This is a genomic window from Brasilonema bromeliae SPC951 (genome assembly GCF_012912135.1).
GTDB classification, from domain to species: Bacteria; Cyanobacteriota; Cyanobacteriia; order Cyanobacteriales; family Nostocaceae; genus Brasilonema; species Brasilonema bromeliae.
Genome location: NZ_QMEB01000008.1, coordinates 18,205 through 44,563, shown reverse-complemented (window position 1 = coordinate 44,563; position 26,359 = coordinate 18,205). Strand labels below are relative to the sequence as shown.

At 42.3% G+C, this 26,359-nt stretch carries 22 protein-coding genes, 1 other RNA gene and 2 pseudogenes; 13 read left to right on the top strand and 12 right to left on the bottom strand.

The window, feature by feature from the left end; all coding sequences use genetic code 11:
* Positions 1–71 precede the first annotated feature (71 nt).
* The 3 genes from DP116_RS02155 to cbiD all read left to right on the top strand — a co-directional run bounded on the left by DP116_RS02155 (position 72) and on the right by cbiD (position 2,877).
* The gene (locus tag DP116_RS02155) at positions 72–1,019 is read left to right on the top strand and encodes a F0F1 ATP synthase subunit gamma (protein WP_169153605.1); all 948 of its coding nucleotides are present in this window, start codon (positions 72–74) and stop codon (positions 1,017–1,019) included.
* Positions 1,020–1,193: 174 nt separating this feature from the next.
* Positions 1,194–1,582, top strand: a transfer-messenger RNA (tmRNA) gene (gene ssrA, locus DP116_RS02150).
* Positions 1,583–1,794: 212 nt separating this feature from the next.
* The gene (cbiD, locus tag DP116_RS02145; protein ID WP_169153615.1) at positions 1,795–2,877 is read left to right on the top strand and encodes a cobalt-precorrin-5B (C(1))-methyltransferase CbiD; all 1,083 of its coding nucleotides are present in this window, start codon (positions 1,795–1,797) and stop codon (positions 2,875–2,877) included.
* 253 nt (positions 2,878–3,130) lie between these two features.
* Here the strand turns inward: cbiD and DP116_RS02140 are convergent, their stop codons facing one another.
* The gene (locus DP116_RS02140; RefSeq protein WP_169153604.1) at positions 3,131–3,688 is read right to left on the bottom strand and encodes a DUF2808 domain-containing protein; all 558 of its coding nucleotides are present in this window, start codon (positions 3,686–3,688) and stop codon (positions 3,131–3,133) included.
* Between the two features lie 409 nt (positions 3,689–4,097).
* Between DP116_RS02140 and DP116_RS02135 the strand changes: the two genes are divergently transcribed.
* The gene (locus DP116_RS02135) at positions 4,098–4,583 is read left to right on the top strand and encodes a DUF4149 domain-containing protein (protein ID WP_169153603.1); all 486 of its coding nucleotides are present in this window, start codon (positions 4,098–4,100) and stop codon (positions 4,581–4,583) included.
* Positions 4,584–4,621: 38 nt separating this feature from the next.
* Here DP116_RS02135 and DP116_RS02130 read toward each other — a convergent pair whose 3' ends face one another.
* The 3 genes from DP116_RS02130 to DP116_RS02120 form a co-directional block, all read right to left on the bottom strand.
* On the bottom strand, positions 4,622–4,900 hold the full coding sequence (locus DP116_RS02130) for a TMEM165/GDT1 family protein (RefSeq protein WP_169153602.1): 279 nt from the start codon (positions 4,898–4,900) through the stop codon (positions 4,622–4,624).
* Positions 4,901–4,950: 50 nt separating this feature from the next.
* Entirely contained in the window at positions 4,951–5,379 is a 429-nt protein-coding gene (locus DP116_RS02125) for a TMEM165/GDT1 family protein (RefSeq protein WP_169153601.1), read from the bottom strand.
* Positions 5,380–5,660: 281 nt separating this feature from the next.
* The gene (locus tag DP116_RS02120; RefSeq protein ID WP_169153600.1) at positions 5,661–6,011 is read right to left on the bottom strand and encodes a YkgJ family cysteine cluster protein; all 351 of its coding nucleotides are present in this window, start codon (positions 6,009–6,011) and stop codon (positions 5,661–5,663) included.
* A 148-nt stretch (positions 6,012–6,159) separates the two neighbouring features.
* On the opposite strand from DP116_RS02120, the gene psb30 reads away from it, so the two are divergent.
* A complete protein-coding gene (psb30, locus tag DP116_RS02115) occupies positions 6,160–6,300 on the top strand; it encodes a photosystem II reaction center protein Ycf12/Psb30 (RefSeq protein WP_211173030.1) in 141 nt (46 codons plus the stop codon).
* A gap of 51 nt (positions 6,301–6,351) precedes the next feature.
* On the opposite strand, the gene DP116_RS02110 is transcribed toward psb30, so the two are convergent.
* Positions 6,352–8,532 carry a single-stranded-DNA-specific exonuclease RecJ gene (locus DP116_RS02110; RefSeq protein ID WP_339381560.1) on the bottom strand — a complete coding sequence of 727 codons (2,181 nt, stop codon included), beginning with the start codon at positions 8,530–8,532 and terminating at the stop codon, positions 6,352–6,354.
* A 768-nt stretch (positions 8,533–9,300) separates the two neighbouring features.
* On the opposite strand from DP116_RS02110, the pseudogene DP116_RS02105 reads away from it, so the two are divergent.
* The 4 genes and pseudogenes from DP116_RS02105 to nspC all read left to right on the top strand — a co-directional run bounded on the left by DP116_RS02105 (position 9,301) and on the right by nspC (position 13,838).
* Positions 9,301–10,379, top strand: a pseudogene (locus tag DP116_RS02105) (IS630 family transposase).
* A gap of 325 nt (positions 10,380–10,704) precedes the next feature.
* The gene (locus DP116_RS02100) at positions 10,705–10,923 is read left to right on the top strand and encodes a hypothetical protein (protein ID WP_169153599.1); all 219 of its coding nucleotides are present in this window, start codon (positions 10,705–10,707) and stop codon (positions 10,921–10,923) included.
* A 558-nt stretch (positions 10,924–11,481) separates the two neighbouring features.
* On the top strand, positions 11,482–12,681 hold the full coding sequence (locus DP116_RS02095) for a saccharopine dehydrogenase family protein (RefSeq protein ID WP_169153598.1): 1,200 nt from the start codon (positions 11,482–11,484) through the stop codon (positions 12,679–12,681).
* A gap of 2 nt (positions 12,682–12,683) precedes the next feature.
* Positions 12,684–13,838 carry a carboxynorspermidine decarboxylase gene (gene nspC / locus DP116_RS02090; protein WP_169153597.1) on the top strand — a complete coding sequence of 385 codons (1,155 nt, stop codon included), beginning with the start codon at positions 12,684–12,686 and terminating at the stop codon, positions 13,836–13,838.
* A gap of 255 nt (positions 13,839–14,093) precedes the next feature.
* Here nspC and DP116_RS02085 read toward each other — a convergent pair whose 3' ends face one another.
* From DP116_RS02085 to sbcD, 5 genes and pseudogenes are all read right to left on the bottom strand, one after another.
* Complete coding sequence (locus DP116_RS02085; protein WP_169153596.1) at positions 14,094–14,903, bottom strand: SDR family NAD(P)-dependent oxidoreductase; 810 nt, start codon at positions 14,901–14,903, stop codon at positions 14,094–14,096.
* Positions 14,904–15,191: 288 nt separating this feature from the next.
* A complete protein-coding gene (locus tag DP116_RS02080; protein ID WP_169153595.1) occupies positions 15,192–15,923 on the bottom strand; it encodes an alpha/beta fold hydrolase in 732 nt (243 codons plus the stop codon).
* A gap of 95 nt (positions 15,924–16,018) precedes the next feature.
* A pseudogene (locus DP116_RS02075) lies at positions 16,019–16,222 on the bottom strand (chlorophyll a/b binding light-harvesting protein); the annotation flags it as partial.
* Positions 16,223–16,498: 276 nt separating this feature from the next.
* Positions 16,499–18,334 carry an APC family permease gene (locus DP116_RS02070; RefSeq protein WP_169153594.1) on the bottom strand — a complete coding sequence of 612 codons (1,836 nt, stop codon included), beginning with the start codon at positions 18,332–18,334 and terminating at the stop codon, positions 16,499–16,501.
* Between the two features lie 173 nt (positions 18,335–18,507).
* On the bottom strand, positions 18,508–19,761 hold the full coding sequence (gene sbcD, locus DP116_RS02065; RefSeq protein ID WP_169153593.1) for an exonuclease subunit SbcD: 1,254 nt from the start codon (positions 19,759–19,761) through the stop codon (positions 18,508–18,510).
* Positions 19,762–19,999: 238 nt separating this feature from the next.
* Here sbcD and DP116_RS02060 point away from each other — a divergent pair, with 238 nt between their 5' ends.
* The 3 genes from DP116_RS02060 to DP116_RS30235 all read left to right on the top strand — a co-directional run bounded on the left by DP116_RS02060 (position 20,000) and on the right by DP116_RS30235 (position 22,825).
* Positions 20,000–20,836: a hypothetical protein gene (locus DP116_RS02060; protein ID WP_169153592.1), complete on the top strand. Its 837-nt coding sequence runs from the start codon at positions 20,000–20,002 to the stop codon at positions 20,834–20,836.
* A gap of 450 nt (positions 20,837–21,286) precedes the next feature.
* Positions 21,287–22,612: a 2Fe-2S iron-sulfur cluster-binding protein gene (locus tag DP116_RS02055; RefSeq protein WP_169153591.1), complete on the top strand. Its 1,326-nt coding sequence runs from the start codon at positions 21,287–21,289 to the stop codon at positions 22,610–22,612.
* Between the two features lie 63 nt (positions 22,613–22,675).
* Positions 22,676–22,825, top strand: a complete 150-nt coding sequence (locus DP116_RS30235) for a peptide ligase PGM1-related protein (RefSeq protein ID WP_369333944.1) — start codon at positions 22,676–22,678, stop codon at positions 22,823–22,825.
* A gap of 82 nt (positions 22,826–22,907) precedes the next feature.
* Here the strand turns inward: DP116_RS30235 and cysH are convergent, their stop codons facing one another.
* The gene (gene cysH / locus DP116_RS02045; RefSeq protein ID WP_169153589.1) at positions 22,908–23,633 is read right to left on the bottom strand and encodes a phosphoadenosine phosphosulfate reductase; all 726 of its coding nucleotides are present in this window, start codon (positions 23,631–23,633) and stop codon (positions 22,908–22,910) included.
* 706 nt (positions 23,634–24,339) lie between these two features.
* Between cysH and DP116_RS02040 the strand changes: the two genes are divergently transcribed.
* The gene (locus DP116_RS02040) at positions 24,340–25,497 is read left to right on the top strand and encodes an A/G-specific adenine glycosylase (RefSeq protein WP_169153588.1); all 1,158 of its coding nucleotides are present in this window, start codon (positions 24,340–24,342) and stop codon (positions 25,495–25,497) included.
* On the opposite strand, the gene DP116_RS02035 is transcribed toward DP116_RS02040, so the two are convergent.
* The gene (locus DP116_RS02035; protein ID WP_169153587.1) at positions 25,494–26,321 is read right to left on the bottom strand and encodes a Uma2 family endonuclease; all 828 of its coding nucleotides are present in this window, start codon (positions 26,319–26,321) and stop codon (positions 25,494–25,496) included. The two genes, DP116_RS02040 and DP116_RS02035, sit on opposite strands and share 4 nt — an antisense overlap.
* Between the last annotated feature and the right edge of the window lie 38 nt (positions 26,322–26,359).

Here is a 26,359-nt window from a genome sequence, read left to right as displayed (position 1 = left end):
CATTAGTAAAGAGCTTAATGGCTATTGACTCTTGACTAACGACTAAGGACTAACGATTAAGGACAAAATTTATGCCAAATCTCAAAGCAATACGCGATCGCATTCAATCAGTCAAAAATACCAAAAAAATTACAGAAGCCATGCGGCTGGTGGCTGCAGCGCGGGTGCGTCGCGCTCAAGAACAGGTGCTATCCACCCGTCCTTTCGCCGACCGCTTGGCGCAAGTTCTGTACGGTCTACAAACCCGTCTGCGTTTTGAAGAAGCAAACTTACCACTGTTGAAAAAACGGGAAGTTAAGTCAGTAGGGCTGTTAGTGATTTCAGGCGATCGCGGTTTGTGCGGCGGCTACAACACCAACGTCATCAAACGTGCTGAAAATCGCGCCAAAGAACTCAAAGCAGAAGGCGTAGACTACAAATTTGTCATCGTAGGACGCAAAGCAACCCAGTATTTCCAACGTCGCGAACAGCCAATAGACGCTACCTATACTGGTTTAGAGCAAATCCCTACCGCTGCTGAAGCCAACAAAATTGCTGATCAATTGCTTTCTCTGTTCTTGTCAGAAAGCGTAGATCGTGTTGAGCTTGTCTACACCAAGTTCGTCTCCTTGGTGAGTTCTCGTCCTGTGGTGCAAACCCTGCTTCCTCTTGACGCTCAAGGTTTGGAAGCACAGGATGACGAAATTTTCCGCTTAACAACCCGTGGTGGTGAATTTGAAGTCACACGAGAGAAAGTGACCGCTCAAACCCGTACTTTCTCCCGTGACATGATTTTCGAGCAGGATCCAGTACAGATTCTCGATTCTTTATTACCTCTGTACCTGAGTAACCAGCTCTTACGGGCGCTGCAAGAATCCGCTGCAAGCGAACTTGCGGCGCGGATGACAGCAATGAGCAATGCTAGTGACAACGCCAAGGCACTGATGAATGCCCTCACTTTGTCTTACAACAAAGCGCGGCAAGCTGCAATTACCAATCAAATCCTAGAAGTTGTCAGCGGTGCTGAGGCGCTAGGTTAGGAAAACGGGACAATAGGAGAGAGGGAGGGAGAGAAGGAGAATTTTTCCTCGCTCTCACTCTCTGACTCCCGCTATCTCCCCTATAAAAATTCACAAATTTTTTCTATATTTTTTTCTATAAAGTAACACATTTCAAGTGGGGCGTACTATAATCGTAGTATAGGTAAAACACATGGGTCCGTAACGGTTTCGACAGGTTGGCGAAAGCTACTTTGTGAAACAGGTCGAGAGTGAGTCGTCTCTCGAAAATCCAAGGCTCAACATAAAGTAAATGCAAACAACATTGTACCTTTTGCTCGTAAGCAAGCTGTAGTAGCTGCCTAATAACCTCTTTTCGGTTCGAGCGTCTCTAGTTTGACTCCGTTAAGGATTAGAGACCAACCCCCAACGGATGCTCTAACAAGTGTCTCTGGTTCGCTTGTTAGCTAAGACTTAACCAGAGCATCCTAGCGTTCGGGATAATGAACGTTCCCCGCCTTGAGGGTAAAAAAGGCTAAGCCTGTGAACGAGCGGGGGGTCAATACCCAGTCTGGACAGCAGTTCGACTCTGCTCGGATCCACTAAAAAATATCTGCGAATCCGCCTGACAATTTTATGTGATGGCGGATTTCGTTTTTTCTGGGCCCTTTAAAAGTAGTTTGGGAGCATTCGTGATATCAAATCCGGTAGCATCCGAGTGATATAATTGCAACTAAGTAACGAAGGTCGATTGTCTTTGCTTAATTCTCCCTGTAGTAGAGGCGAAGATGTTTTTAAAAACTTATTTAACAATCATATGGCTCGTACAGGTTACACCCTGCCAGTGTTTGCAGTAGCCGCTGCTAAGGCTGCTCTTATGCATCTGCGTGAAAAAATAGATTCTCAACTCTCAGTTGAGATTGATTTGCTTTCTGAAACAGCAGAAATTTCGATTTCTCAAGTTGCAGCTTTAGACTCCCAGAGTGCTTTGGCTGTGACACTCAGCGATCCAGGTGATAACTTAGATTTAACAAAAAACACGCCTATTTGGGCTTGGGTAAAGTTGTCACAAAGGCAATCCCAAGCTTTGATTTTAGAAGCGGGAGAGGGTTTAGGAAAAACAACCTCTGGAGAACCAGCGATTTACAGTTATGCTCGTCGCTTGTTTGATACCAATTTACTACCTCTAATTCCCCCAGACCAAACCGCAACTGTATCAATTATTCTTCCAGAAGGTCGTCAATTAGCGCAACGTACCTCTAATGAAGCCTTTGGGATTTTAGAAGGATTAGCTTTGTTGGGAACCAGTGGAATTTCTCAACCCTTGTCAGCGGCTGACTATTTAGAAGAATTTCGTTTGTCGTTGCAGGCTAAGGTCAAAGTTTGTCCTGGTTTGGTGTTTTGTATTGGTAGTAATGGTATGCAAGTTGCACAACGTTTAGGCATACCAGAGTCAGCAGTTGTGCAAACTGGCAATTGGATTGGTGCAATGCTTGTAGAAGCTGGACTATATCAAGCAACTTCTGTTTTGCTGCTGGGATATCATGGCAAACTAATTAAGCTAGCTGGTGGCATTTTCAATACGTCTAGTCATTTAGCAGATGCCAAATTAGAAATTATAAGTGCAGCAGTTGTTGCTGTTGGTGGTGATATACAAGCAGTACGGGCAATTTTAGATGCTAAGACTGCAGATGCAGCACACAAAAAATTAATCGAACTAGGACTGGCAGAATCAGTATTTGGGATACTAGCTGAAAAAATTAGTCAGAGAGCTACTGCTTACGTGCAAAAATATGCTAATGTTGCCCTGAAAGTTGGTACTGTATTGTTTGACCGAAAAGGCGAAATTATCAGCCAAGACTTGCACGCAAAAGAACTCTTGAGTCTTGACCAAAACTAAGGGTGTAGGGGAATGGGGGTGTAAGGGTGTAGGGGGAAAGAAAAAACGATATTTTTGTACACCCTGCCCCGGAACCAATAAGGGTACAAGCCCTCACCAAATCTACGATTTTGGTGGTCTAAAATAAGTGGGGCTACAAGCCTCCACTTATTTATTCCCTACACTCCTACACCCCTACAACGCCAGGTGCTTCAAGTCGGGAAACCCGCCCAACGCACTGGCTCCCCTTACACCCTTACACCCTTAGCTTTGGTCAAAACCGAAAACCAAAATTGTAAAATTGCAACCTTCCATAACCAAGAAATTGACCATGAGGTTGCTCTCCCGGCGGAAACGCCGTGACTCCAAATAGGTAGACACCAGCAACCGTCGGATTCTGAACTGGCTTGAGAGCTAGTGTAATAGTTCTACCTGGAGGTACTGGCGGGTCAAATGTGAGCGATAGTGTTTTGGTTTTGTTGTCCCTTGTCACATCTTTCAAAGCAAGCTTTTGACGTTCCTTGGAAGGCGTTCCTTCAAAAGCAGAAGTGTCTCGCAAGTCAAAGCGCACACTATCTACTCCTTCACGCTGGTTAATTGTAATTCTTTGCAGCGGTTCTCCAGCATTTTCTGGCAGGCTAATGGTAAAGTAGTATGTTGCGCCCCATACATAAGTATCCTTGTAGGTCGTCACTGCACTCAGCAGGCTCGGCGGTTGGACAAAATAGACTTTACCATCTCGTAACTGAACCGCTTGACTCAAGTCCGCAGTGTATCCGCCTATGACTGCTGTACAAGCAATTGCTGTACTGAATAAAAATGCTATACGCATTGTTTTGCATCCGGTGGATCTATAACGGGTGACAAACTTGCCCCATAACTTGATTTTACGATTTACTTTTCTGTGTTCTATGTTTTTCTCAAACTTTTTCTTTATTTATCTTAAAACTACTTCATAACTTTTAATAATTAACCGCAACTAAATAGGTAGACAGAATTAAATGTAAAACTTAAATATAGGTTGGATTGAGGGACGAAACCCAACATTTACATTCGTTTTGATGGGTAACGCTTACGCTCTACCCATCCTACAAATAATTGTGACGGTCTACTGAAGTAAAAAATACCTAAATAACTTTGCAAAGTTATAACAAATTTGTAAAAGAAAATTGACATCTGTTGTCATAGTGCTTTGTTAAGTTAGAAACTAGAGATATAAACACACGCAATTATTCACAATTATGAATGCAGTTAGTAACCTCGAACTTAAGCGACCGATTTGGCAAAGTCTTGCCATATTAACTTTAGGCTTTTGGCTCAGTGCCAGCATGTTTTTGGATTGGGTAATTATGCCTAGCCTTTACGTTTCTGGCATGATGACTCAAGCCAATTTTGCTTCAGCGGGCTATGTGCTTTTCTGGAATTTTAATCGTATCGAATTACTGTCTGCTGGCTTAGTGTTAACCAGCGTGTTAGCTTTGTGCAACAGCCAATCTCAGTGGCGTCGCGGTGCAATTATTTTGTCCGTGGTATTGCTCGCCATAGCTTTGGCTGACACCTACTTGTTAACTCCGCAAATGTCTGCCATCGGAATCGAACTGAACCTATTTGAAACAACTGCTGAAATTCCAGCAAGTATGAATATACTGCATGGTGGTTACTGGATTTTGGAAGCAGTAAAACTATTGGTAGGTGGCACACTTTTGAGCTGGTGTTGGCGACGATAACAGGATGAGGAATGATGAATTATCAATCATAAAACACTTCATTCCTCGTTGTTAAAAAATAATAGGCGTATTGCGAGTATGGCAAATCCCACGGCGGCGATCGCTTTCAACAACCTTGTGGGTAATAACTCTGACACCGCTCCCCCCGCTAACGCTCCCAAAAAGCTAGTCAAAACCAGTGCGCCAGCTGTACCAAAAAACACCGCACGTGGAGATTGACTACGACCTGAAAGCGCAATTGCCGCTAACTGGCTTTTGTCACCCAATTCTGACAAAAAAACCGTAATAAAGCTTAATCCTAAAAGATGCCAATCCATAGTTAGTCAAGAGTCAAGAGTTAAGAGTGCTTATTAGTGACTGAGAATTATTAATTACCAAATCCCAAATCCCAAAATAACATTAGGGAAATTAGCAGCAGCGTTATACCTGCTGCTTTTTCTATAGTTTTTGGGGAGAGTCTGCTAGCCATCCAACTGCCTAACACGACACCCAATAGACTCGTCATGACTAGCGCTGTCCCAGATCCCAAAAACACAATCCAGGGAGATTGTGATTGCGCACTCATTAACAGAGTGGATAGCTGTGTCTTGTCACCAATTTCCGCCAGAAAGATGGTCAAAAATGTAGTTGCGAAGATAACTACTGGGGTTTGTGGCTTAGTCGGTTTATCACAAACCAAAGGTGACGACACCTCAACTAACGTAGTTGCACAATTGCAGTCTAGTTCATCTTTTTGCTCTAGCTGGCTTTGGGTCCCAGATGTAGCAAGGTTCAAGGGCTTGGAGTCAAGTTTCACAGGTAGTATTGTTTTGCTCGTCAGTTGTTTTCATTTTCTTATCATTTTCTCAAGATTTTTTACAAATAGCAACCCAGAATTTAGCTAATTCCGCAAGAAACCTTACACCTACCCGGTACGGGAGGCGTTTACACCGGTTTTGAGATCTGGTGGGCATTGCGAACTAATATCTCGTCTATCACATAGGCTTTTGTTCGCAATACCCACCCTACGAGCTGTTCCCTGTTCCCTATTCCCTGTTCCCTGTATTTCTTGAGAGAGAAAGATTTTTCCCAATTTCGTCAAATACCTACTGCTTGATCAAAGCGCAACATCTCCAAGCTTCTGTCCCCATATACCCCCTCTATCTGCTGACGACAACAGTCAATCGCAAAATCGTCTAATTCCTCCGGCTCAATACCGTACATATCCTGAAAGATTTCTGATTCTACACGGCAAAATCGCGGACGATCTGGGTAAATGCGACATTCTCGCGAGTCTTTGTCGAAATTTATGCACCATCCTCCTTCACCAACCATGCTCAGATACAGTTCTAGTTCTTCTGGTAATAAATACTCATGTAAGTCAGGACGATCTGCTGGATCAAGATGACAGCAGGCTCCACATTGCTTAACACATTGCCAAGTTGCCATGACGAAAAACCTATTGTGAACGTGCTATTGTTTTCAGTCTTTATAGTTTTTTTTATACTTTTGTTAAGTAAATTAAAGGCGATGGGCGATCGCCGGATATGATCTATTGCGGGTTTGATAATGACATAGCTATTTTAAAGGAGGACAAATGGACGCTATATTCAATATATTCAGTGGTTTAGGCAATATTCATTGGGAAGTCATTTTTCAACTACTTTTTGTTGCACTCATTATGTTAGCTGGCCCTGCAGTCATTTTTGTACTGGCATTTCGCAACGGCGACCTATAATCCGAGTGTTGAGAACAGAGTACCAGGAGTGAAGTGGAAATGCCTCAGTACTTAGTACTGATTGCTCAGCATTGATAAAGCTTGAAGAGCAGTTTGAAGAATCTGGTTGTATTGGGGTTGAGAAACATCAACTTGTATAGCCTGTTGACGACTGCTTCCCAGTAAACCGATGCTGTGTCCTAGCGGAACGGCTAGAATTTTGCCGTCAGGATTTCCGATTCTCAATTCTGGTACAGAACCGTTTTTATAAATCCCACACGTGTAGTGGCATTGATTGTACTCAAAAGTGGTTCTTAAAGGCGCTGAGTGTGCAGCGAAAAAAATGTGAGACTGGGTTGGAAGCCTAACACCAAGTAACTCCAACTCGATAGTAGTGTTGCCATTAAAGTGGTTTTCTCGTAGTTTGTAAGCGATATCCAGTCGCGGCGGTAGAGGAAAGTACTCACGCCAGCGCCAGGCGATCGCTTTAATTTTGTATTCCGAATCATCAATAGTTTGTGTTATGGTCAGCTTGATATGACCCTTGCCCACTATTTGTTGCTCAATGACTCGAACATTAGATGTCCAAAATACGGGATCTGGGTTGTCGATTCCGCACGGCTCTAATACATTAAGCTGTTGATAAAACTGATGATGAATTTGATTGAGTAAAGCCGATGTGTCAATCTTCAAAAGTGGTTTTAGGTGCTGAGGTTCTAGACACTGATTTGCAAACTCACTCAGACGCGATCGCAATGCTTCTAAATTCTCTGATGGTAAAGAAAAGCCCCCAGCAGCTTTGTGTCCGCCAAATTTTCCAAGCAAATCCTGAGAATATTCTAAAGCGTCAAACACATGGAACTCTGGAATTCCACGCGCTGAACCGCGAATCTGCCCCTCATCCTCATATGTGCCAATAAAGACCGGGACACCGTAGCGTTCCACCAAGCGAGAAGCAACAATACCAATCACACCGTGGTGCCAGTCAGGTTGTACAATAACCAACACGCGGTCTTCCTGTAGAGAGGGGAGATATTCTATTTCTACAATTTCTCTTGCCTCATTCTCAATTTGCTCGCACATTTCCTGACGCTGACGGTTAATTGCTTCGCACTGCATCGCCTTTTCCAGCGCTATCCCCATATCGTCAGTCGTCAGCAATTCGATCACAATCTGCGGATCAGCAATCCGACCAATTGCATTAATTCGCGGTCCCAAGCGAAAGCCAATATCTTCCGGCTTTAACGATTTTGAATTTTGAGATTGCGTCGCTTCGCGATCAACGCTACGCGATTTTGAATTTTGAATTGATTCGTCCCCTTGTCCTCCACTCAAGTGCACCCCAGACATCTGAATAAGCGCTCGCACTCCAGGTAGCTTGGATTTGGGTAAGTGCTGCAAACCACTTTTTACCCAGTGGCGGTTTACGCCAGTCAAGGGAGCTAAATCTGCAATCGTTCCCAGTGTAAAAAGTTCCAGCATCGAAGTTAAGATGTCATCATTAGCTTGTCCCAATTTTTGAGCAAGGGACACAGCCAAAATGTAGGCGACACCAACACCAGCAATACCTCGGTAAGGAGAAGATTCTCGTATCAGTTTGGGATTGAGAATGGCGTGTGCTGGAGGTAATTGTTGAGGGATATCATGATGGTCGGTGATAATAACTTTTAGACCAAGTTCTCTGGCTCGCTCAATTGGTTCAAAAGCTGAGATGCCATTGTCTACAGTCAGAATTAATCCTACACCTTCGCTATGGAATTCTTCAACAATGCGTTTATTGATACCGTAGCCTTCATGCATTCGACTGGGGATAGCATAATCGACTTGAGCACCCAGCCAGCGGAGACTACGCAAAAGTAAAGCAGTGCTTGTCATTCCGTCAGCATCGTAGTCACCGCAGATGGCGATTTTCTCTTGAGAGGCGATCGCCTCTGGCGCTGCGCTTGGCGCGATGGTCCCAAGGGGACCCGCCCAAGGGGCGATCGCATTGTGCAATAACTCCAGACTCATTCCCAAATCAGGAAAGTCTTCCAAAGGCGAAGGTAATATCAGGTTTCCTGAATTTAAAAAAACTTGTGCTTGTTCTGGCGTTTCAATACCCCGATTTATCAACAATTGGTTGATTAAGGGCGATAAACTCGTTGTTTGCGCCATCTGTTGCGCTAATTCTGTTTTTTGAGGATAAATTTGCCACCTTTGGTTAGGTAGTCGCCGATGAGGACGGGAAAATTCAGGTGTGAATTGGTCTAACACTATAGAGATGAGGAATTTGAACTACCTACACTGTACCTGTACTCAGGCAGGTATGGAGTACCGTGTGCCTATTGCTCGGTGAGTTTTCAGCCAGGCATCCAAAACTTGTCTTACTCCCTTCGCGGTGCAAGATTACCTATCTTCTTTTTGGTTTTCTTGGCGTCCTTGGCACGCCAGGTGCTACAACGGGGGAAACCCCCGCAACGCACTGGCTCGTCTTATTGCTAATCGTTAAATTAGGTATTCTTCTGGCGGGAAGGGAGTAACTGTCCTTGCAAACTTAATTATGGTCGTATTACTATACTAACGACCACAGAAAACAGGATTATTTGCTACAAAAAAGAGTCTTATTATGGGTAAATTAGTGTTTCAAAGGATGTTTTAAATAGTGTAGACCCCAAACATTATGAGAAAAACTTTGGTTATATTTTCGCATTTTGGGACTGGATGTTTGGTTTTTTATACGTGCCAAGCAACTATGAAAAACTGACCTTTGGTTTACAAAATGAATAATTAAATTTATTTAATAGTGTGACCAATATATTTTTACAGCCTTTGAGAGCAATCAGGCAGAGAATTAGCAAAAATTCAGTATGATTTCAATACATCTTTAACTAACTGTTCATACTTTATCATCTGGCATTCACTTAATCGAGAACAGCTATAGATGGTTAAGTTATTAAGTGCTGTAAGTAAAACGGCGTGAAAAAACCAAACTATGTAAAGATAAATAAATACGGAGAATGTATCTACTGAGGTAAGTAAGATATGGGTGCTCGTATCAGGGTATTCCTAACCCGTGAACAAGACAAAACCCTGTTCAATCTAAGATCTGCGGATGTACCACAGAAAGTTAAAGACCGAGCAGAGGTCGTTAGGCTAAATGCACATGGTTGGTACGTTGAAAAAATAGCTGCCCATTTTAATTGGACTCCTCAAACAGTAAGAGAGGTTTTACATAAATGGCAAAAGTTAGGTCTAGAGAGCCTTTGGGAGTTACCAGGTCGAGGGGGAAAACCCAAGTGCAAGGAGTCAGACATAGTTTTTTTGGAACAATGCCTGAAAAAGGAACCACGTACATACAACAGTGTTCAATTAGCTCAAAAATTACAAAGCGATTGCCTACGGCAGAGCTACGCTTAACGCTCTATTAAATTAAGTCCCGACAGGTTAAGACGGGTGCTAAAAAAAAGGGGGTCATATGGAAGCGAGTTAGAAAGAGTCATAAAGGAAAACAAGACCCTGTAGTACGAGAACAGAAGCAAGCTGACCTAGAGATGTTGGAATTAGCTGCTGCTACAGGAGAAATAGACCTCAAGTATTTAGATGAATCAGGGTTTTGTGCATGGAGTGAGCCAAGTTACAGCTATTACCAACGGGGTGAGCAAAAACGCTTAGAACAGACAAAGCGTCGGGGTCGAAGACTAAGCATTATCGGGTTTTTTCAACCTCTAATCAGTTTTGTTTACGGTTTGGTGATTGGGGGTGTTGATCGCAAGTCTTATATCCAGATGATGGAGAAAGAAGCCCGTGAAGCCTCTGATGTCGGACGCATTAGGGTAATCGTCCAAGACAATGGCGCAATACATCGGTGCAAAGAAGTCCAACAGATGTGGTCAAAGTGGGAACAGATGGGTTTATATATCTTCTTTTTGCCCAAATATTGTTCTGAAATGAACCCAATTGAATTAGAGTGGCAACACCTTAAAAAGGATGAACTAGCAGGACGAATGTTTGATGATGAGTTAGACCTTGCCTACGCGGTAATTGATGGTGTTCAAGCTAGAGGAGAAAAAGGAAACTACAGGATACAACGTATGAAATTTAACTCTAATTCTTCTAGTTAAATTTTCGTTACATACTTATAAATTTTCCCGCCGACTTACTTATTATACCTATTTTTAAATCGTTATTACCGTCATTTTCTAGCAGTTAATATGAACAAAGCACCCTTAGATTCACACCATCAGATCAATGTTTTTAATCAAGATTCAGATATAACAACAGAAATTAAAAACTCTCGATAGTTTCCAAGGAGTTAGTATCTTCACGATCATTTTGACTGCTTTTAAAATACTCTTATTCAAATGGAGTGGACAATCCTACATTCTAGTTTTGACTACAGTTGCTAACAGAAATACACCAACCATATAAAAAATACTTGGATGCTTTATGAATGAGGTATTTTTACGAACTCAACTGGATGGTCATCAGACAGGAATTACCCTTTTAAAACAAGTCAATCAAACAGTTAGTGAAGCCAACAATAATCAGCAACTGCCGTTGGTGGAATTCAATAAAATACTCAAAGGTAGACCTACTGCCTCTATTGCGATGGTTCCTTCCATAATTAGGCATACAAGACCTTGTTCTAGTGAGTCCCTCAACTAGAAATTTTATCAGTGCCGTGTGAAAATGAACTATGGAATGAGGATGATCTTCTAGAATTTCATGTTTCTTCATATGGTGCAGATTCTAAATTAATCCAAATTGCAGGGTATTGTAGTACCGATTCGTTCAAAACAGAGACCATCGAGGATCTATTTTGCTACTTCCAGGAAATCATTAAGAAGTTTGTTGACTACCCAGAAAACGAGATTTTTAACCTCTAAAAAGCTCAAATCTTGATTTTTTACAACTTGATTATTACTCCAGAGAGCAGCTAAAATCATTACCTACCCGAAATTAATGAGGAGATATAGGAATCCGGTTTTGTTTATGAATGTACTAGTTAAGGTAGGGAACGCTTAACAGGGAACGCTTAACAGGGAACGCTTAACAGGGAACAGGGAATATAAACTGTACCTAGCTGAACAAAAATCAAAAAGGAATCCTATATCATCAGACCGGAAAATAAAATAGGTGATCCGATTAGATTTGAAAAATTTAGAAGTCAGAAGTGTTAATAAGATATAAAGCAATAGACACAGTTAGACAAGGAGCAGCAGTATGGCACGAGTGATGATAGTTGGAGCAGGTGGGGTAGGGAATGTTGTTGTACACAAATGTGCTGCACGAGAAGAGTTTTCACACATTCTTCTAGCAAGTCGGACAATTGACAAGTGCCATCGTATTGCTGAAAGTGTCTCGTCACCAAAAGTCAAGATAGCTGAACTTGATGCAGATAATGTTAATGATACAGTCAAGCTTCTTAAAGAGTTTCGTCCTGATATTCTCATTAATGTGGCACTTCCTTATCAGGATTTAGCACTAATGGATGCGTGTCTTGAAGTAGGAGTTCACTATCTCGATACCGCAAACTACGAACCTCCTGACGAGGCAAAATTTGAATACAGTTGGCAGTGGAAATATCACGAGCGTTACAAAAACGCGGGAATAACCGCTATTCTCGGATGTGGGTTTGATCCTGGAGTGACGGGAATTTTTACAGCCTATGCGCTCAAACATTATTTTGATGAAATTCACTATCTGGATATTGTTGATTGCAACGCTGGAAATCATGGACAGGTATTTGCTACAAACTTTAACCCAGAGATCAACATCCGTGAAATAACGCAACCTGGCAAGTATTATGAGAATGGCACATGGATAGAAGTCCCTTCTCTTTCGATTCATCGTCCAATCTCTTATCCAGAAATTGGTATAAAAGAGTCATATCTTCTTTATCACGAAGAGCTTGAATCTCTAGTCAAGCATATTCCAACTATTAAGAGAGCACGTTTTTGGATGACGTTTTCACAAAGCTACATAAACCATCTTCAAGTACTTCAAAATCTTGGGTTGACACGTATTGATCCAATTGATTATGAGGGAACTAAAATTGTGCCGTTGAAGTTTCTCAAAGCTCTCCTTCCGGAGCCTTCATCCTTAGCAGAGAATTATACAGGACAAACATCCATTGGTTGTCATATTCGTGGGGTTAAAAATGGAAAAGAGCGCAGCTACTATATATACAATAACTGTGAGCACACTCAGGCATATCAAGAGGTTAATGCACAGGCAATCTCTTACACCACAGGTGTTCCAGCGGTGATCGGTTCATTAATGGTGGTTAATGGACTCTGGAAACAGCCGGGAGTGTTTAATGTCGAGCAGTATGATCCTAACCCTTTTATGGAACTGTTAGGACCTCTTGGTCTTCCCTGGCATGAAGTGATTGATCAGCCATCTCCATTCGAGGATAACTAAGGATGACGGACACTAGAAACTCAGTTTTGGCAACGATCCCATCACCTTGTTTCGTACTGGAAGAAGCACGTCTTGAGCAAAACCTCGCAGTTTTTGAACGAGTGCAACAAGAAACACCTGTACGAGTCCTTCTCGCTCTCAAAGCTTTCTCCCTATTTCATTGCTTTCCGCTGATACGAAAGACACTTCACGGGGCATCTGCAAGCTCGCTTTGGGAAGCGCAACTAGCTGCGGAAGAATTTGGAGGGGAGCTTCATGTATATTCTCCTGCCTATCGTGATGAGGATATGTCTGCAATTATGACATATGCTTCTCACATAACATTTAACTCTCTGAGTCAATGGGAACGATTTAGACCACTCATTGAACGATCGCCTTCTCCACCATCAATAGGGCTTCGGATTAACCCCCAGTACTCACCTGTTAAGACTGCGCTTTATAATCCTTGTCAACCATTTACACGTCTTGGTGTTTCTCCAGAACATCTTGGTACTTTGTTACCGCAGGGAATAGACGGTTTTTTATCTCACAACTTATGTGAGAGCGATTCCCATGAGTTGGAAAAAACCCTCATACACATAGAACAATTTTTCGGGCATTTTCTACCGCAGCTAAAATGGCTTAATCTTGGAGGTGGTCACTTGATGACTCGTCAAGGGTATGATATTGCACATGCGATTAAAGTTCTCAAGGCGTTTCACAATCGTTACCCTCATATTGAACTGATTCTGGAACCAGGTTCTGCAGTTGCTTGGGAAACGGGGTTTTTGCTAAGTACTGTGCGAGATATAATTCCCACCACTGATATCACGAATGTCATTTTGGATATATCGTTTACCGCTCATATGCCTGATTGTTTAGAAATGCCTTATAAGCCTGTTATTCGGGGAGCCCATGAACCACAGAAGGGAGAGAAAGCGTACCGCATGGGTGGCTCAAGTTGTTTAGCAGGAGATTTTCTTGGTGATTATGCCTTCTGTTACGACTTGTCAGTTAGCGATCGCATCATTTTTGAGGATATGATGCACTATACGATGGTAAAAACGACAATGTTCAACGGAGTGATTCATCCATCAATCGGTATACTTAAGAAAAACGGCACATTCGAGATCTTGCGGCAGTTTTCTTATGAAGACTATCGAGTAAGGCTTGGTTAACAGCACATTTGTCGAGTCAGGGACTTGCGTGAAAATAAAGTACCAGTTAGCAAGTAACTACAGTGACATCCTATCCCCACGTTTTAAATAGCAATCCTATTTGATTTGTGTTGGCATAGCCTGCGCGTAGCGCATAAGTCGCGCATGCTCAGATTCCCGACTTGTTTTAGAAATCGGGAATCTTGTTGTTCACAAATTTAGGACTGCTATAGTACCACAAATATCTTTTTGAAGAAAAATAAGATTTAAATTAGATTACTTAATTTTTCCCTCATGCATACTTCTTACTACTTTTGTCACTAGCTTTCTGGGAGCAAATCTTACTAATTCAGCCAGTATCTTATTTTTCACACCCGGAATCACAACAGTTGCCTTCGCCAATAAACCACTATAGCCAATTTTGGCTACAGTTTCTGCACTCATCATCTTCTTGTTTTTGAGCAGTTCAGAGTCAGCCATCCCGGTTATTTTATGAAAAGCAGATTCTGTCGGTCCTGGACAAAGAACAGTCACAGTGACACCTGTATCCTTTAACTCATTAGCTAGCGCTTCTGAAAAGAATAAAATATAACTTTTAGTAGCGGAATAAACTGCCATTAAAGGTCCTGGTTGAAATGCAGCTGTTGAGGCAACATTTAAGATTGTTCCGTTGCCTTGATTGACCATATCCTTTAGGAATAGTTTCGTTAAATGGGTCAGAGATACCAAATTGACCTGTAGCATATCCAGTTCTGCAGTGAGGTTGGTTTCGTGAAATAAGCCATAGTTACCAAATCCAGCATTATTCACCAGCACATCAACCTTTATAGATGCTTGTTGCACGTCTGTAAAAATTTCTTCAGGAGCGGTTGAAATAGATAAATCCTTAACAATTTTTGTCACATAAATGCCGAACTTTTGTGGAAATGTCTCCGCCATTTCGGAGAGTTTTTGTCCATTTTTATCTACTAAGACAAGATTGTAAGTATCACGGGCAAAAAGGTGTGCTAATTCGTAACCAATACCACTCGCTGCGCCTGTAATTAGAGCTGTTTGTTTTCGTTGATCTTGGTATTTGACTCTCATACACGATGTCCACCTGAAATTCTCTGAACTATCAATCTTTCCTACCTTAAATGACAAGCTTTACAGAAACTGCTCATTGTAATAGATATGAAATATTGATCAAGCTCTATGCCAACATCTGAAAAGAGTGTAACTTACCAATATCATAGACAGAGACAATTCTTAATAAACTACCCTAAGTTGCCTTGCGGCTGAACTTAGGGTTTTGCCCAATCGCGCAAACTGCGGATCGCTTGGCTACAGGATAACTTTGGTGCAACGTGAGCGTCTTTATGGACACCTCTAGAGTTATTTTCTGATCTGTAGTGGTTTTTTAGAGATTTGGTATAGAGATTGCCAGAAGTCGAGAATCTGTTCTGCTACGAGAGTCGGCTGGAAGAAGTGAAAGAAATGCCGTCCTTTTTGACATTCCCAATAGCGATCGCCCTCCATCAAAAACGGTCGCCATCCTTCCAGAGCGTCAGGTTCTACAATGATATCGTTAGTGCTACCACAAACCATTAAAGGCGCAGGGACTGGACTGGGAACCATGCTTAGTCGTTTAAACAGGGAGTGAGGTGAAAGCGAGCAATCTAAATCTCGTTCCAAAAGATTCTCCAGACGCTTGACAGCGTGTTCATTCTGATAGCCAAATAGGTTATACACCATTGCATTGAGAATTTTTTCCCGAGTCAAGGATACGCGATGGTTATAGTAATGAGCTTGCCAGTCAAGGGCTGCATCAGCACCCACAGCTAACAGGGTTAAAGATTTAACTTTTTCTGGATATCGACGTGTATATAGCAGTGCTAGTAATCCTCCCGTGCTATGACCAATCAAATGCACTGGTTGCTTGATTGATTGAAGATAATCATCTACCAGCAGTGTTGCAACATCCAAAGAACTCGCCTCATCCTGAGTTTGAGTATATTCCCACTGGGCAATAGTTACAGAACGTGACAATTCACGCAACAATGGTTGAGCAAAGCATAACAAACTAGGGCTTGTGTTCAACCAAATGGCATCTGGTTGTTTAGACATTCATTTATCCTGTAAGTAATTAGAGTTCTCAATTTCCCGTGAAGCTTGTGAATAGCTAACAGTAATAAAAGAAGTTAGCAATTAACTGTTCGCTATTGCTCATACATTGGCTGATGAGGATTGAAGTGAGACACCTCAAACAGCGTCATTTCCTTAGCCCATAACAAAATCAATCCAGCATGGGCAACATGAGCGCCCAGTAATTTACCTGATAGATTGGTGAGACGAAAGTTACCAGCCCACCAAGGTGAGTTGGTCAAGTCTTGCTGCACCAACAACGGATGTGTAGAAGTTGTCATTTTACGCCTGTCTGAAGTTTGTTGAGAATTTTATTTAACAACTGTAGAAAAGAGCTTACACTAAAATCAAAATTAATGAAATAAAGTCTCATTAAAACTTTAAATTTAAGGATAAGTTTAAGGAAGATGGCGAGGGTTGCGCCGATGCAGCGTGCGGTAGGCATACCCTCTGGGCTTACCTCAGGGGAGTGAAACTCTTGCGTAAACCTAAAAATGTCAAAACCCGGCTTTTGGAAAAACCGGGCTTCGGGGTAAATTTACCGTAAAACGGAACTATTACAAGTAATACCTAACAGTTGTGATAACTCGACTCTTTTGAGCACGTAAAGCCGTTTTTAAAAACAAAGTTGTTTGGTTGTGCAAAAGACCTTCCCACCAATTACGAGTCACAAAAGCAGGAATAATAACAGTTGTGTAAGTGTCGTGATAACGGTCTTCAAACTCACCAACAAATTCGACAATAGGAGATATCACAGAACGGTAGGGTGACTCGATAATCACCAAAGGAATATCTGACTCTAATTGTCGCCATTGTTCTTGCAGCTTTTCTCCCTCGGTAGAACTAAGATCTACGTGAATTGCAACAATTTCATCAGCAATCGTGCGTGCGTAGTCCAAAGCCTCTACAGTTCCCCGATTGAGTTGTCCTACTACAACCACAGCAGGATGAGTGATAACTTCCGGCTTGACTCTAGGAGTATAACTGCGAGGTGGTAATCCTTCAATACTGAGACGTTGGGCGACGTATTGATAGTGGCGGTGAATGGCTAGAAATATACTGACAACCACAGGAATTGCTACCACTACTAACCACGCTCCACCCAGGAACTTCGTTGATATGATCACCCCTAGAACTACAACTGTCGCAATAGCTCCCAAACCATTCATTAAAGCACTAGCTTGCCAACCTGGTGTGCGTTCATGGAACCAGCGGCGTACCATTCCAGCTTGTGATAGGGTAAATGAAGTGAATACCCCCACCGCGTACAGGGGAATAACAGCATTTACACTTCCTTTGAAGATAATCACTAAGATAGCCGCACAGACGCTGAGGAGAATAATGCCATTGGAGTAGACTAGGCGATCGCCCAACAGCGACAATTGTCTCGGCAAAAATCCGTCCCGTGCCAAAAAGTAACAAAGTCTGGGAAAATCAGCAAAGCTGGTATTTGCTGCTAAAAGTAAAATTAACAGCGTGACAACTTGGACAAAGAAATAAAATGGTCCTGTTCCAACAATGAGCCTACCTAACTGAGAAACCACTGTTTGCCCCTCTTCAGGAACAATATGATATACATTGGATAAGTAGGTAATTCCTACAAACATAAAACCTAGAATAATGCCCAAGTAGAGCAACGTGAGGCGGGCATTTTTCCACTCTGGTTGCTTAAAAGCCAGAACACCATCAGATATTGCTTCCACTCCTGTGAGTGCAGTACAACCAGCAGAAAAAGCTCTCAAAATGAAGAATAAACTCAGTCCTTCTTTGACAGGTATGTTGGGATATTCTGTCGGTACTTGTCCTGTCGCTTGTTTAAACAAACCAAGGACAATGAGTACAAAAATGCTAGCAATAAAGGCATAAGTAGGAATCATGAATATATTACCTGATTCCTTCACACCTCGAAGATTTGCCAGCGTCAACAAGACAATAAAAATCAAGCAAAGGCTGACTGTGAAGGGTTGTAGGACTGGAAATGCTGAGGTAAGGGCGGCTGTACCCGCAGATATACTGACGGTGACTGTTAGAATATAGTCAATCATCAGAGAACCTCCTGCCACCAGTCCTGGGTATAGACCCAAGTTTTCCCTAGCAACAATATAGGAACCACCGCCTTGGGGATAAGCTCGAATAGTTTGTCGATAAGAAAGCACGACTATTGCTAGTAGGATGATAATTGCTATAGCAATAAACAAAGACAAACCAAGAGCGCTACTTCCCGCTACCACTAAAACCAGCAGAATTTCTTCTGTGGCGTAAGCAACCGAGGAAAGCGCATCCGATGAAAGCACTGCTAAAGCCGCTGCATTACTCAATCGTTCTTCAGCGTGAGCGCTTGTAGGTAATGTTTTACCGAGTAGAAACTGTTTTATCTGAGGGTAGAAGGACATATAGGGTCCACCTGGCAACTATTTTTTTTGTGTCACCACTCTGTGGTAAGAAAAATTCACCACAAAGTTGAGAATATTGCAATTTTGCCAGATTAATTAGCAATTAACCTTAAATTTTACAGGAGACGTAGCTGAGCATCTCTACCTTCTACCGACAGATCATTTTGACATTCTTATTCCTGAGTTGCTGATTCTAGACATATTTCCACATCATCTGCTAGTAAATTGTGCGCCGCTTCCAGCATTGATGCTGCTATGTCTTTGAGGTCGTCCCGGTTATTCAAATAAGTTCTTAGCGCTTCTATCGGGTCGATGCTATTACTCGCACTTAATTCTGGAACACGGGGTCGAGCTAACTGACTAGCCAATTCTGGTTGAATGGTATAAGTATGCGCTGAACTTAAAGCAGTATGCAGCGAGGCGCTATCAATTAAATCCAACTGCTCTGAGCGAAGTTTGTAAATGAGCCGCACAACAGCATCTTGGATATCACGCTTGGCTAAGGCTTTCATGATCGCCGCCTGCGGATCTTCAGCTTTAGAGAGATCTACCTCAATTGTGTGGAAAGCCCGAACTGGCAAAGGACAAAATTCCCATTGAACACGACCTTTCTCCAGTTCTACCATAACGTAGCCCTTGTCCTCCTTTTCTTCGCTAAAATCTACCCGCTCAATACTCCCTGGATAAATCACGGGAGGATTATTAGATTTATTCAGGTTTTGATGGCGATGGACGTGTCCTAGCGCTACGTAATCAAAACAAGGTCGCGTCAGCAAAGATAAGGGAAGTGTAAAGCCTTTACCAACTGCTAGAAAACGCTCAGCTCCCAAATTTGCATTATCCATCATCAAGTGACCCAAAAGAACAGTTGGCACATTGGGGTCAAGGCGACGAGTTTCTCCTTCTAGAACAACCCGCAGACGTTCAGTCAGCAGTTGGTTGACTTCCGCCACAGATGCACCTTCGGTTTCCTGGCGAGTCATCAGCGTGGAACGGGTTAGCCAAGGAAGGGTAATAACCTGCACACTTCCATTGCGGGTTTGGATGCGATGAGTTTTTAAGGTATCACCTACGACAACTCCTGGGACTCCTAAAGCACGGTAAATACATAGACTTGCTCCTCCTTGTCCTTGGGTGTGTTGGTCGTGGTTTCCCACCAACAGTACAGTAGGGATGTTTGCATCGACAAGGCGGCGAAACTGACCAGCAAAGGCTTCTTGTACATAGGGCGCTGGTGTCGCATCGGGGAAAGCATCACCGCCAAATACAACCAAATCCACTGGTTCTGCTAACGCTCGGTCAATACATCGAGATAGGCTATTGACAAAATCACTCAAACGTGTGTTAATTCCTGTTTCAGGATTAATTCGTCCGTGGGAAAAGCCGCTTCCCATGTGGATGTCGGAGAGGTGGAGGATTTTAATCATAGTTGTCCTTTGCTATGGTGATTTGTCTAATACTTTATTATTGAAAAATGATCTGGACTTACGTAAAAATAACGTGGTTGCGTCATTGCGACGTAAGTCGTAACTACAGTCTTGTTCTTTCGTAACTTGTGCGTAAGTCCTAATGATAACCAATCTGCCTATCAAATTAGAACGCTTACCGAACAGTTTACCTTTAAGCCGATAAGTACTGATGATATCTAGGGGAATAAAATCTGATATGAGCGTAAATAATAATTATTTTGAAAACTTAAGAAATGATCCACGAAGTACAAAAGAGTTAGTCAAATTAGCACTCACTGAAGAAGATAATGAGACTTATTGGGATTTAGTGTGGATTTTGCGAGCGCGTGGGAGTGATGAGGAATTTGAAGCTGCATCACGATTGTGTGAAAGTCAAAATCCAAAAGAAAGAAGTTTAGGAGTTGATATATTAGGATATTTAGGAATACCAGAAAGAAGTTATCCAAAAGAATGTGGGGAAATTCTTTTAAATTTATGTAAGAGTGAAGAAAACCCAAATGTTCTTTCTTCTATTGGATATGCTTTCGGACATTTAGGGGATTCGAGAGGTGTTGTACCATTGGTCAAGTTAAAAAGCCACAGAGATGCAGATGTCCGTATGGGCGTTGTTTTTGGCTTGCTGTGTCAAGAAGAGGAATTGGCAATTCAGGCACTGATTGATTTATCTTGTGATGAGGATGAAGATATCAGGAATTGGGCAACTTTTAGTTTGGGTTATCAAATAGAAACTAATACGCAAGCCATTCGAGATGCTTTATTTCAACGTGTGATTCTAGAGATAGGGGAAGAAGACACCATCGCTGAAATCCGTGGAGAAGCATTGTTGGGTTTAGCGATTAGAAAAGATGAGAGAGTCATTAATCCATTAATAGCAGAACTCTCCTGTGGCTGTGTGGGCAGATTATCTGTTGAAGCAGCAAAAGAAATAGAAGATACAAGACTTTATCCAGTTTTGATTGAGTTACAACAATGGTGGGATGTGGACAGTGAGTTATTGCAAGAGGCGATAACTAGCTGTCAACCCAAACATTGACCAGCAAAGGCTTCTTGTAAATACGGCGGCGGTGTTGCATCGGGAAAAGCATTATTTTATACATAGCAAATGAAAAGTTAGAATTAACTGAGAAAGTCATAAGAGCTTTCTAGATACAATCTAAGGTTTATACACGGAAATCCTTAGATAATCATAATCTGTAGACTAATTCTTCAAGCAACAATCAATTTAAAGTTCAAGTCAAAAGTATCACCGCTAATTGATGTTGCATCGAGAAATTTATCATCATGAAATTTAAATATTTTTACTACCAAGTCAAACATCTCTGGTAATAATTAGCTGTGCAAGAGAAGTCCTGTCTGCTGAAACTCATTTTGTATCGTTCAGTTAGCAAAATCTGACCAGCCAGCTTTTTGTCTATTTTACATGATTGCTTTATTTCAACTGTTACGTATTAGTTAATGTCTACAGATGAACAGGAGACAGGGAATGTTAGAAAATATTCGACGAATTAAAAATCCCATTCTCAGAAGTGCGACGGCTGCAAGTATTGCATTTTCAGTAGTTACCATCGTTTCTGGTGTGGCTATTGGGCTAACTAATTCCAAAGATAAATCTGCTTTTGGTGTTGGAGTTTATTCCTCACTCTTGGGAACAGGTTGCGGTGCTATCTTTGGCTTATTCATGACGAGTCAGGCAAGTCAGGAAACATCAGTATCTACAGAAGTAAAACCCAGCAGCAAGATTTGGAAAGATTGGCGAAATTTTGTAGTTGTTCGTAAAGTGAAAGAGAGCGAGGAAATTACTTCTTTCTACTTGCAACCAGAGGATAAGGGCGAAATTCCTAACTTTCAACCGGGGCAATTCTTAACAATCAAGCTGGACATTCCCGGACAGAATAAACCTGTGATTCGCACCTACTCGCTTTCTGATTACTCTGACTTAAGTGAATATTATCGTCTATCTATTAAGCGTGAACCTACTCCCAAAGGTTTAGATGTACCGCCTGGTGTAGCGTCTAACTTTATGCACGATCGCATTCACTCTGGTTCGATCATTCCGGCGAAACCACCAAACGGCAAATTTGTTTTAGATGTTAAAAAGTCCATCCCCGCAGTGCTGATTAGCAATGGCGTTGGTATTACTCCCATGATGAGTATGGCGAAAGCTGCAACTCGTCTCAACCCTAACCGTCCGATTTGGTTTGTACATGGTGCCAGAGATGGTAGATTTCACGCCTTCCGAGAAGAGGTTACGGGTTTAGCGCAACAAAATCCTAACTTGCATGTGCATTTTCGCTACAGCCGTCCCACTCCTGAAGATGAGGGACACTACCACAGTGTTGGTTATGTCGATGCTGCCCTCATTAAACAGTTAGTTGGGCAACAGGCAGAGTATTTCCTGTGTGGTTCTCCATCCTTTATGCAGTCTATTATGCAAGGACTCAAGGAATCGGGAGTACCTGACAGTAGAGTCTTCTTTGAATCTTTCGGTAAACCGATGAAAGTTGCGTCCGAAACCCAACCCCCTGCTGCAACTATAGGTGAGGAAGTGCAAGAGGCAGAGATTGTCTTTGCAAAATCTGGCAAAACCCTGAATTGGAAGCAGGGAGATGGCAGCATTCTCGAATTTGCGGAAGCGAATGATATTAATCCTCCCTTCAGTTGTCGTGCGGGTATTTGTGGGACTTGTATGTGTAAAATTAACGCAGGTGAGGTTGCTTATCAGGAAGAACCAACCGCTGCAATTGATCAAGGTTCAGTATTGATTTGTATTTCTCAACCGGGGAGTTTAGTGGTGGTGCTTGATATTTAGCGATGGAACACTAGGATTAAGTTAAGTAAGTCAGGGTGAAAAAAACAAACTATGTAAAGATAAATACGGATATTAAAATATTTCGAGCCAAAAACAGCCGTAGAAACTCTGAGCGATAAAGGTTTGTTGTACGATAACGATACACAAACAGGAACCATTGTGCATATTCTCGGTGGCTTAAAACCTTGCGGTTATGTCGAAATAACAAGATAGGGTTCTCGTAGCAAAACAGAGGGCGAGGAGGAAGAGTTAGGGGAAATTCTTCTTTTCCCCATCACCTCATCTTCCCATCTTGTTAGATATGAATTCCACACTCAGTCTTACCAGTTCCCCGCCAACGTCCAGCGCGTTCATCTTCGCCTTCACCGACTCGGGTTGTGATGGGTTCATCGCCAATGCTGGGATAACCTTGGTCGTGTAGGGGGTTGTAGATGACGCCATGTTCAGCGACATACTCCCAGCTTTGTTTACGTGTCCAGTTTGCGAGAGGATTGATTTTTAGGCGGTTGTTGCTGTCAAGTTCAAATATGGGCATATTCGCACGGGTGACAGCTTGATCGCGACGACGTCCGGTAATCCAAGCGACGGTATTGAGTTCGGCTATACCTCGTTGCAATGGTTCTATTTTGGTGACTTCGTGGAATTTAGCAATATCTGTATCCCAAAGTGCTTCGCCATATTTTGCTTCAAAGGCTTCGCGAGTGTCTACATCTGGGGTTTTGTAAACTTTCAAGTCTAAATTGTAAGTGTCTTTGACTTTCGCAACCAGTTCTAGAGTTTCGCGGAAGTGGTACAGCGTGTCGAGGAAGATCACTGGGACTGGGTGCTTGAGGTCAACGTAGAGAATATGCGTGATGATGATGTCATCTACGTTAAAGGCGCTGGTTTGCACGAGTCCAGTTGAAATATTTTCTATAGACCACGCCAGTATATCTCTTGGATGAGCGGTTTCAAATTTCTGATTGAGTTGGTCTAGGTCAAAAGCGGCGGTTTGGGATGTAGTCGCTGGCGAAACAGTCATTAATTCTTCTCCAGTCCAATGATTTTTTTTGCTTAGTTAAATTTAATTTTACACTACAAAGGCACATATATCGGTCGGAATTAAGTACATATCATATTCGGTAACCTTTGCCAAGAGGCAGTGGGTCTAAGTAACTCAAAATATGTCTCGTTCCTTGTCTCTGGCAAGGAATGCAGCACGCTTAGGCTCCGCCTCTTGAGCCACTGAAGGCAGAGCAGCCCACAGCGAATTGCATTCCCAGGCTGGAGCCTGGGAACGAGAGTGACTGCGGCGTAACACCCCTGGTGAATTGACCAACAGTATCATCTTATTTGTGGAGATATTCTGTGTTCTGCGTTCTTCTTAAGCACTCAGTACTCAAGACTTTTACAAAAATTCATGTTTCAGAAAGTTTTGCACAAGTATGCATCTTGAGTTGAGTGACAACTACCGTGTTTACTAAGATAAATTAAGCTAATTTAAGTTTTACTATGTTTCCATTTATATATGTGGCAATACTGATATTGTTAATAGAATCTTTAAGATTAGATTAAAGGATTCTACAGATGAACGATTCCAAAACTCCAAACCCACTGAGCCAGTCTTTAGTTATGGGAGCTTTGGTCATGCTGACCAGCGCTGGTGTCATCACTATCATGAATTTTTTCTAAAGCGACAACTCTCATTTTTAGCAGAATAACTTTACAAAACCCATTTCAATTCTGAGATGGGTTTTGACATTGCTAGGATTTATCTTGGAGTGAACAAAGGTTGGATAGTGAATCAATGTGCTGAGAAACTCCTTGCGTGGTACGATCATCACTACAGACCATTGCCTTGGCGTCAGAAAATCAACATCTATCACACCTGGGTGTGTGAGGTGATGAGTCAACAAACAACTCTCGCTGTGGTTGTGCCAAAATTCTCAGAATTTGTTAAGCACCTTCCCACTGTTGATGACCTTGCTACTTGTGATGAAGAGATATTGCGTCAACTTTGGTCAGGATTAGGCTATTATGCTCGTGCCCGTAACTTAAAGAAAGGTGCAAAGTTTATTGTTGAGCAGCTTGAAGGTCATTTTCCGCAATCATATTATGAGTGGTTGAAAATTCCTGGTTGTGGACCTTACACGGCGTCTGTGATTGCAAGTATTTGCTTCAACGAAAAAGTTGCCTGTGTTGATGGTAATGTTGTACGAGTAGTGAGTCGTTTGCTTGCTTTATCTGAGGATGTGTGGAGTTCTTCTGGAAAATCAGCGATTCAAACTCATGTTGATCAGATGATTCCTGAGGAACGTCCTGGTGACTTTAACCAGGCAATAATGGAGTTGGGAGCGACTGTTTGTCGGAAATCGAAACCTCTGTGCCTTTTGTGCCCAATACGGGAACAATGTTTGGCTTTTGCACACAATTGCGTTGAAATTTGTCCTCCCAAAAAACCACGACGTGATACGGTGGATGTGGAGTTATTTGCTTTGGTGTTTTGGAGGAAGGCGACAGATACGGTGGCGATAGCGAAGCGCTGCTGCTTTCAGCAGAACGCCCACAGAACAAAAGGATTTCTCTCAAACACTGTCGGCTTTCCATTAGTTACCGCAACTGAAGCCTCAGAAGTCAAGAAGGTTCTTCAATCTCTAGAACATCTTCAATTTTTGGAACTGTCTAGCAAGTTTTCACACAGTATCACCCATCATCGTATTTCTGGAAGAGTTTTCATCGCGCAAGAGTTGGAAAACCCAAGCATCACTACAGAGAGTGTTATTTGGGAAAAACTTGGTTTGCCAAAATCTTTTGACTGGATTCCAAGAAGTGTTCTTGCTTCTAAACTCTCCACTGCATTGGACAACAAAGTTTTTAAGCTTTTTGAGAACTATATATTAGGTTAATTCCCTAATTCCTGTACTTGAGAAACATCTAAACCCGTTAACTTAGCAACCTGTTCCACCGTCATCCCCGCTTGAAGTAAATTTCGTACTGTTTGCTGTAACTGCGATCGCACTTGTTCAGTACGTTGACGTTCTTGTTCCGCGCGTTGGTATTCCTGTTCAGCGCGTTGGCGTTCTTGTTCCGCCAGTTGATGTTCTTGCTGTGCAATTTCCATACCAGTCGGTAGCACTTCTCCTTCCATTGTCGCCCAGCGTAACCAAACAGTATCCACTCCTCTATACTTACCTTGCCATCTCTGTAATCCTAACCCTAATGACTGACTCACCAACTGATTTCGTTCATTCGGAACCAAGGGCTGGTAAACTCCTTGTTGGATAGAAAAACCTGCCCAATCGTCAGGATTAAATGGGTCAAACCAGAAATATTCTGGCACACGCATTTGATTTTGATAAATCAGCTTTTTCTCATTCTTGTCTGCTTCGGCTGTACTCTCAGAAAGTAACTCAATAACTAAGTCTGGCGCTTTACCCTCTTCCCAAACAACCCAACTGCGGCGTTCTCCCTTTGGAACACCCAACACGACAAAAAAATCTGGTCCTTTAAAATCTTTGTTCCGCACCTGCGCCATACTGTAGTAGACAAACATATTCCCACTGACAAACCCATCCTCGCGTTGTGCTAACCAGAACTCTAGGGTTTCAATCAGCAAGTCCATCTGGTATTTGTGGCGTTGAGTTTCCATTGGGATACCATCATCGCAGGGAAGTTCTGCCTGGGTTGGCGGTAGTGTGACGTATGGTGCAGCTAGGGTAGTTTCTGACATAGCTTTTCACCTGGTGCGTAGCCATTGCGGACTATTTT

Bases quoted from the DNA above. Each gene is read 5' to 3' on its own strand.
- DP116_RS02155 (WP_169153605.1), top strand. From the start codon at position 72: ATGCCAAATCTCAAAGCAATACGCGATCGCATTCAATCAGTCAAAAAT.
- sbcD (WP_169153593.1), bottom strand. From the start codon at position 19,761: ATGATTAAAATCCTCCACCTCTCCGACATCCACATGGGAAGCGGCTTT.
- DP116_RS02100 (WP_169153599.1), top strand. From the start codon at position 10,705: ATGAATGAGGTATTTTTACGAACTCAACTGGATGGTCATCAGACAGGA.
- psb30 (WP_211173030.1), top strand. From the start codon at position 6,160: ATGGACGCTATATTCAATATATTCAGTGGTTTAGGCAATATTCATTGG.
- DP116_RS02085 (WP_169153596.1), bottom strand. From the start codon at position 14,903: ATGAGAGTCAAATACCAAGATCAACGAAAACAAACAGCTCTAATTACA.
- DP116_RS02140 (WP_169153604.1), bottom strand. From the start codon at position 3,688: ATGCGTATAGCATTTTTATTCAGTACAGCAATTGCTTGTACAGCAGTC.
- DP116_RS02130 (WP_169153602.1), bottom strand. From the start codon at position 4,900: ATGGATTGGCATCTTTTAGGATTAAGCTTTATTACGGTTTTTTTGTCA.
- DP116_RS02055 (WP_169153591.1), top strand. From the start codon at position 21,287: ATGTTAGAAAATATTCGACGAATTAAAAATCCCATTCTCAGAAGTGCG.
- DP116_RS02080 (WP_169153595.1), bottom strand. From the start codon at position 15,923: ATGTCTAAACAACCAGATGCCATTTGGTTGAACACAAGCCCTAGTTTG.
- DP116_RS02120 (WP_169153600.1), bottom strand. From the start codon at position 6,011: ATGGCAACTTGGCAATGTGTTAAGCAATGTGGAGCCTGCTGTCATCTT.
- DP116_RS02035 (WP_169153587.1), bottom strand. From the start codon at position 26,321: ATGTCAGAAACTACCCTAGCTGCACCATACGTCACACTACCGCCAACC.
- DP116_RS02070 (WP_169153594.1), bottom strand. From the start codon at position 18,334: ATGTCCTTCTACCCTCAGATAAAACAGTTTCTACTCGGTAAAACATTA.
- cysH (WP_169153589.1), bottom strand. From the start codon at position 23,633: ATGACTGTTTCGCCAGCGACTACATCCCAAACCGCCGCTTTTGACCTA.
- DP116_RS02040 (WP_169153588.1), top strand. From the start codon at position 24,340: ATGGGTTTTGACATTGCTAGGATTTATCTTGGAGTGAACAAAGGTTGG.
- DP116_RS02135 (WP_169153603.1), top strand. From the start codon at position 4,098: ATGAATGCAGTTAGTAACCTCGAACTTAAGCGACCGATTTGGCAAAGT.
- DP116_RS02060 (WP_169153592.1), top strand. From the start codon at position 20,000: ATGAGCGTAAATAATAATTATTTTGAAAACTTAAGAAATGATCCACGA.
- nspC (WP_169153597.1), top strand. From the start codon at position 12,684: ATGACGGACACTAGAAACTCAGTTTTGGCAACGATCCCATCACCTTGT.
- cbiD (WP_169153615.1), top strand. From the start codon at position 1,795: ATGGCTCGTACAGGTTACACCCTGCCAGTGTTTGCAGTAGCCGCTGCT.
- DP116_RS02095 (WP_169153598.1), top strand. From the start codon at position 11,482: ATGGCACGAGTGATGATAGTTGGAGCAGGTGGGGTAGGGAATGTTGTT.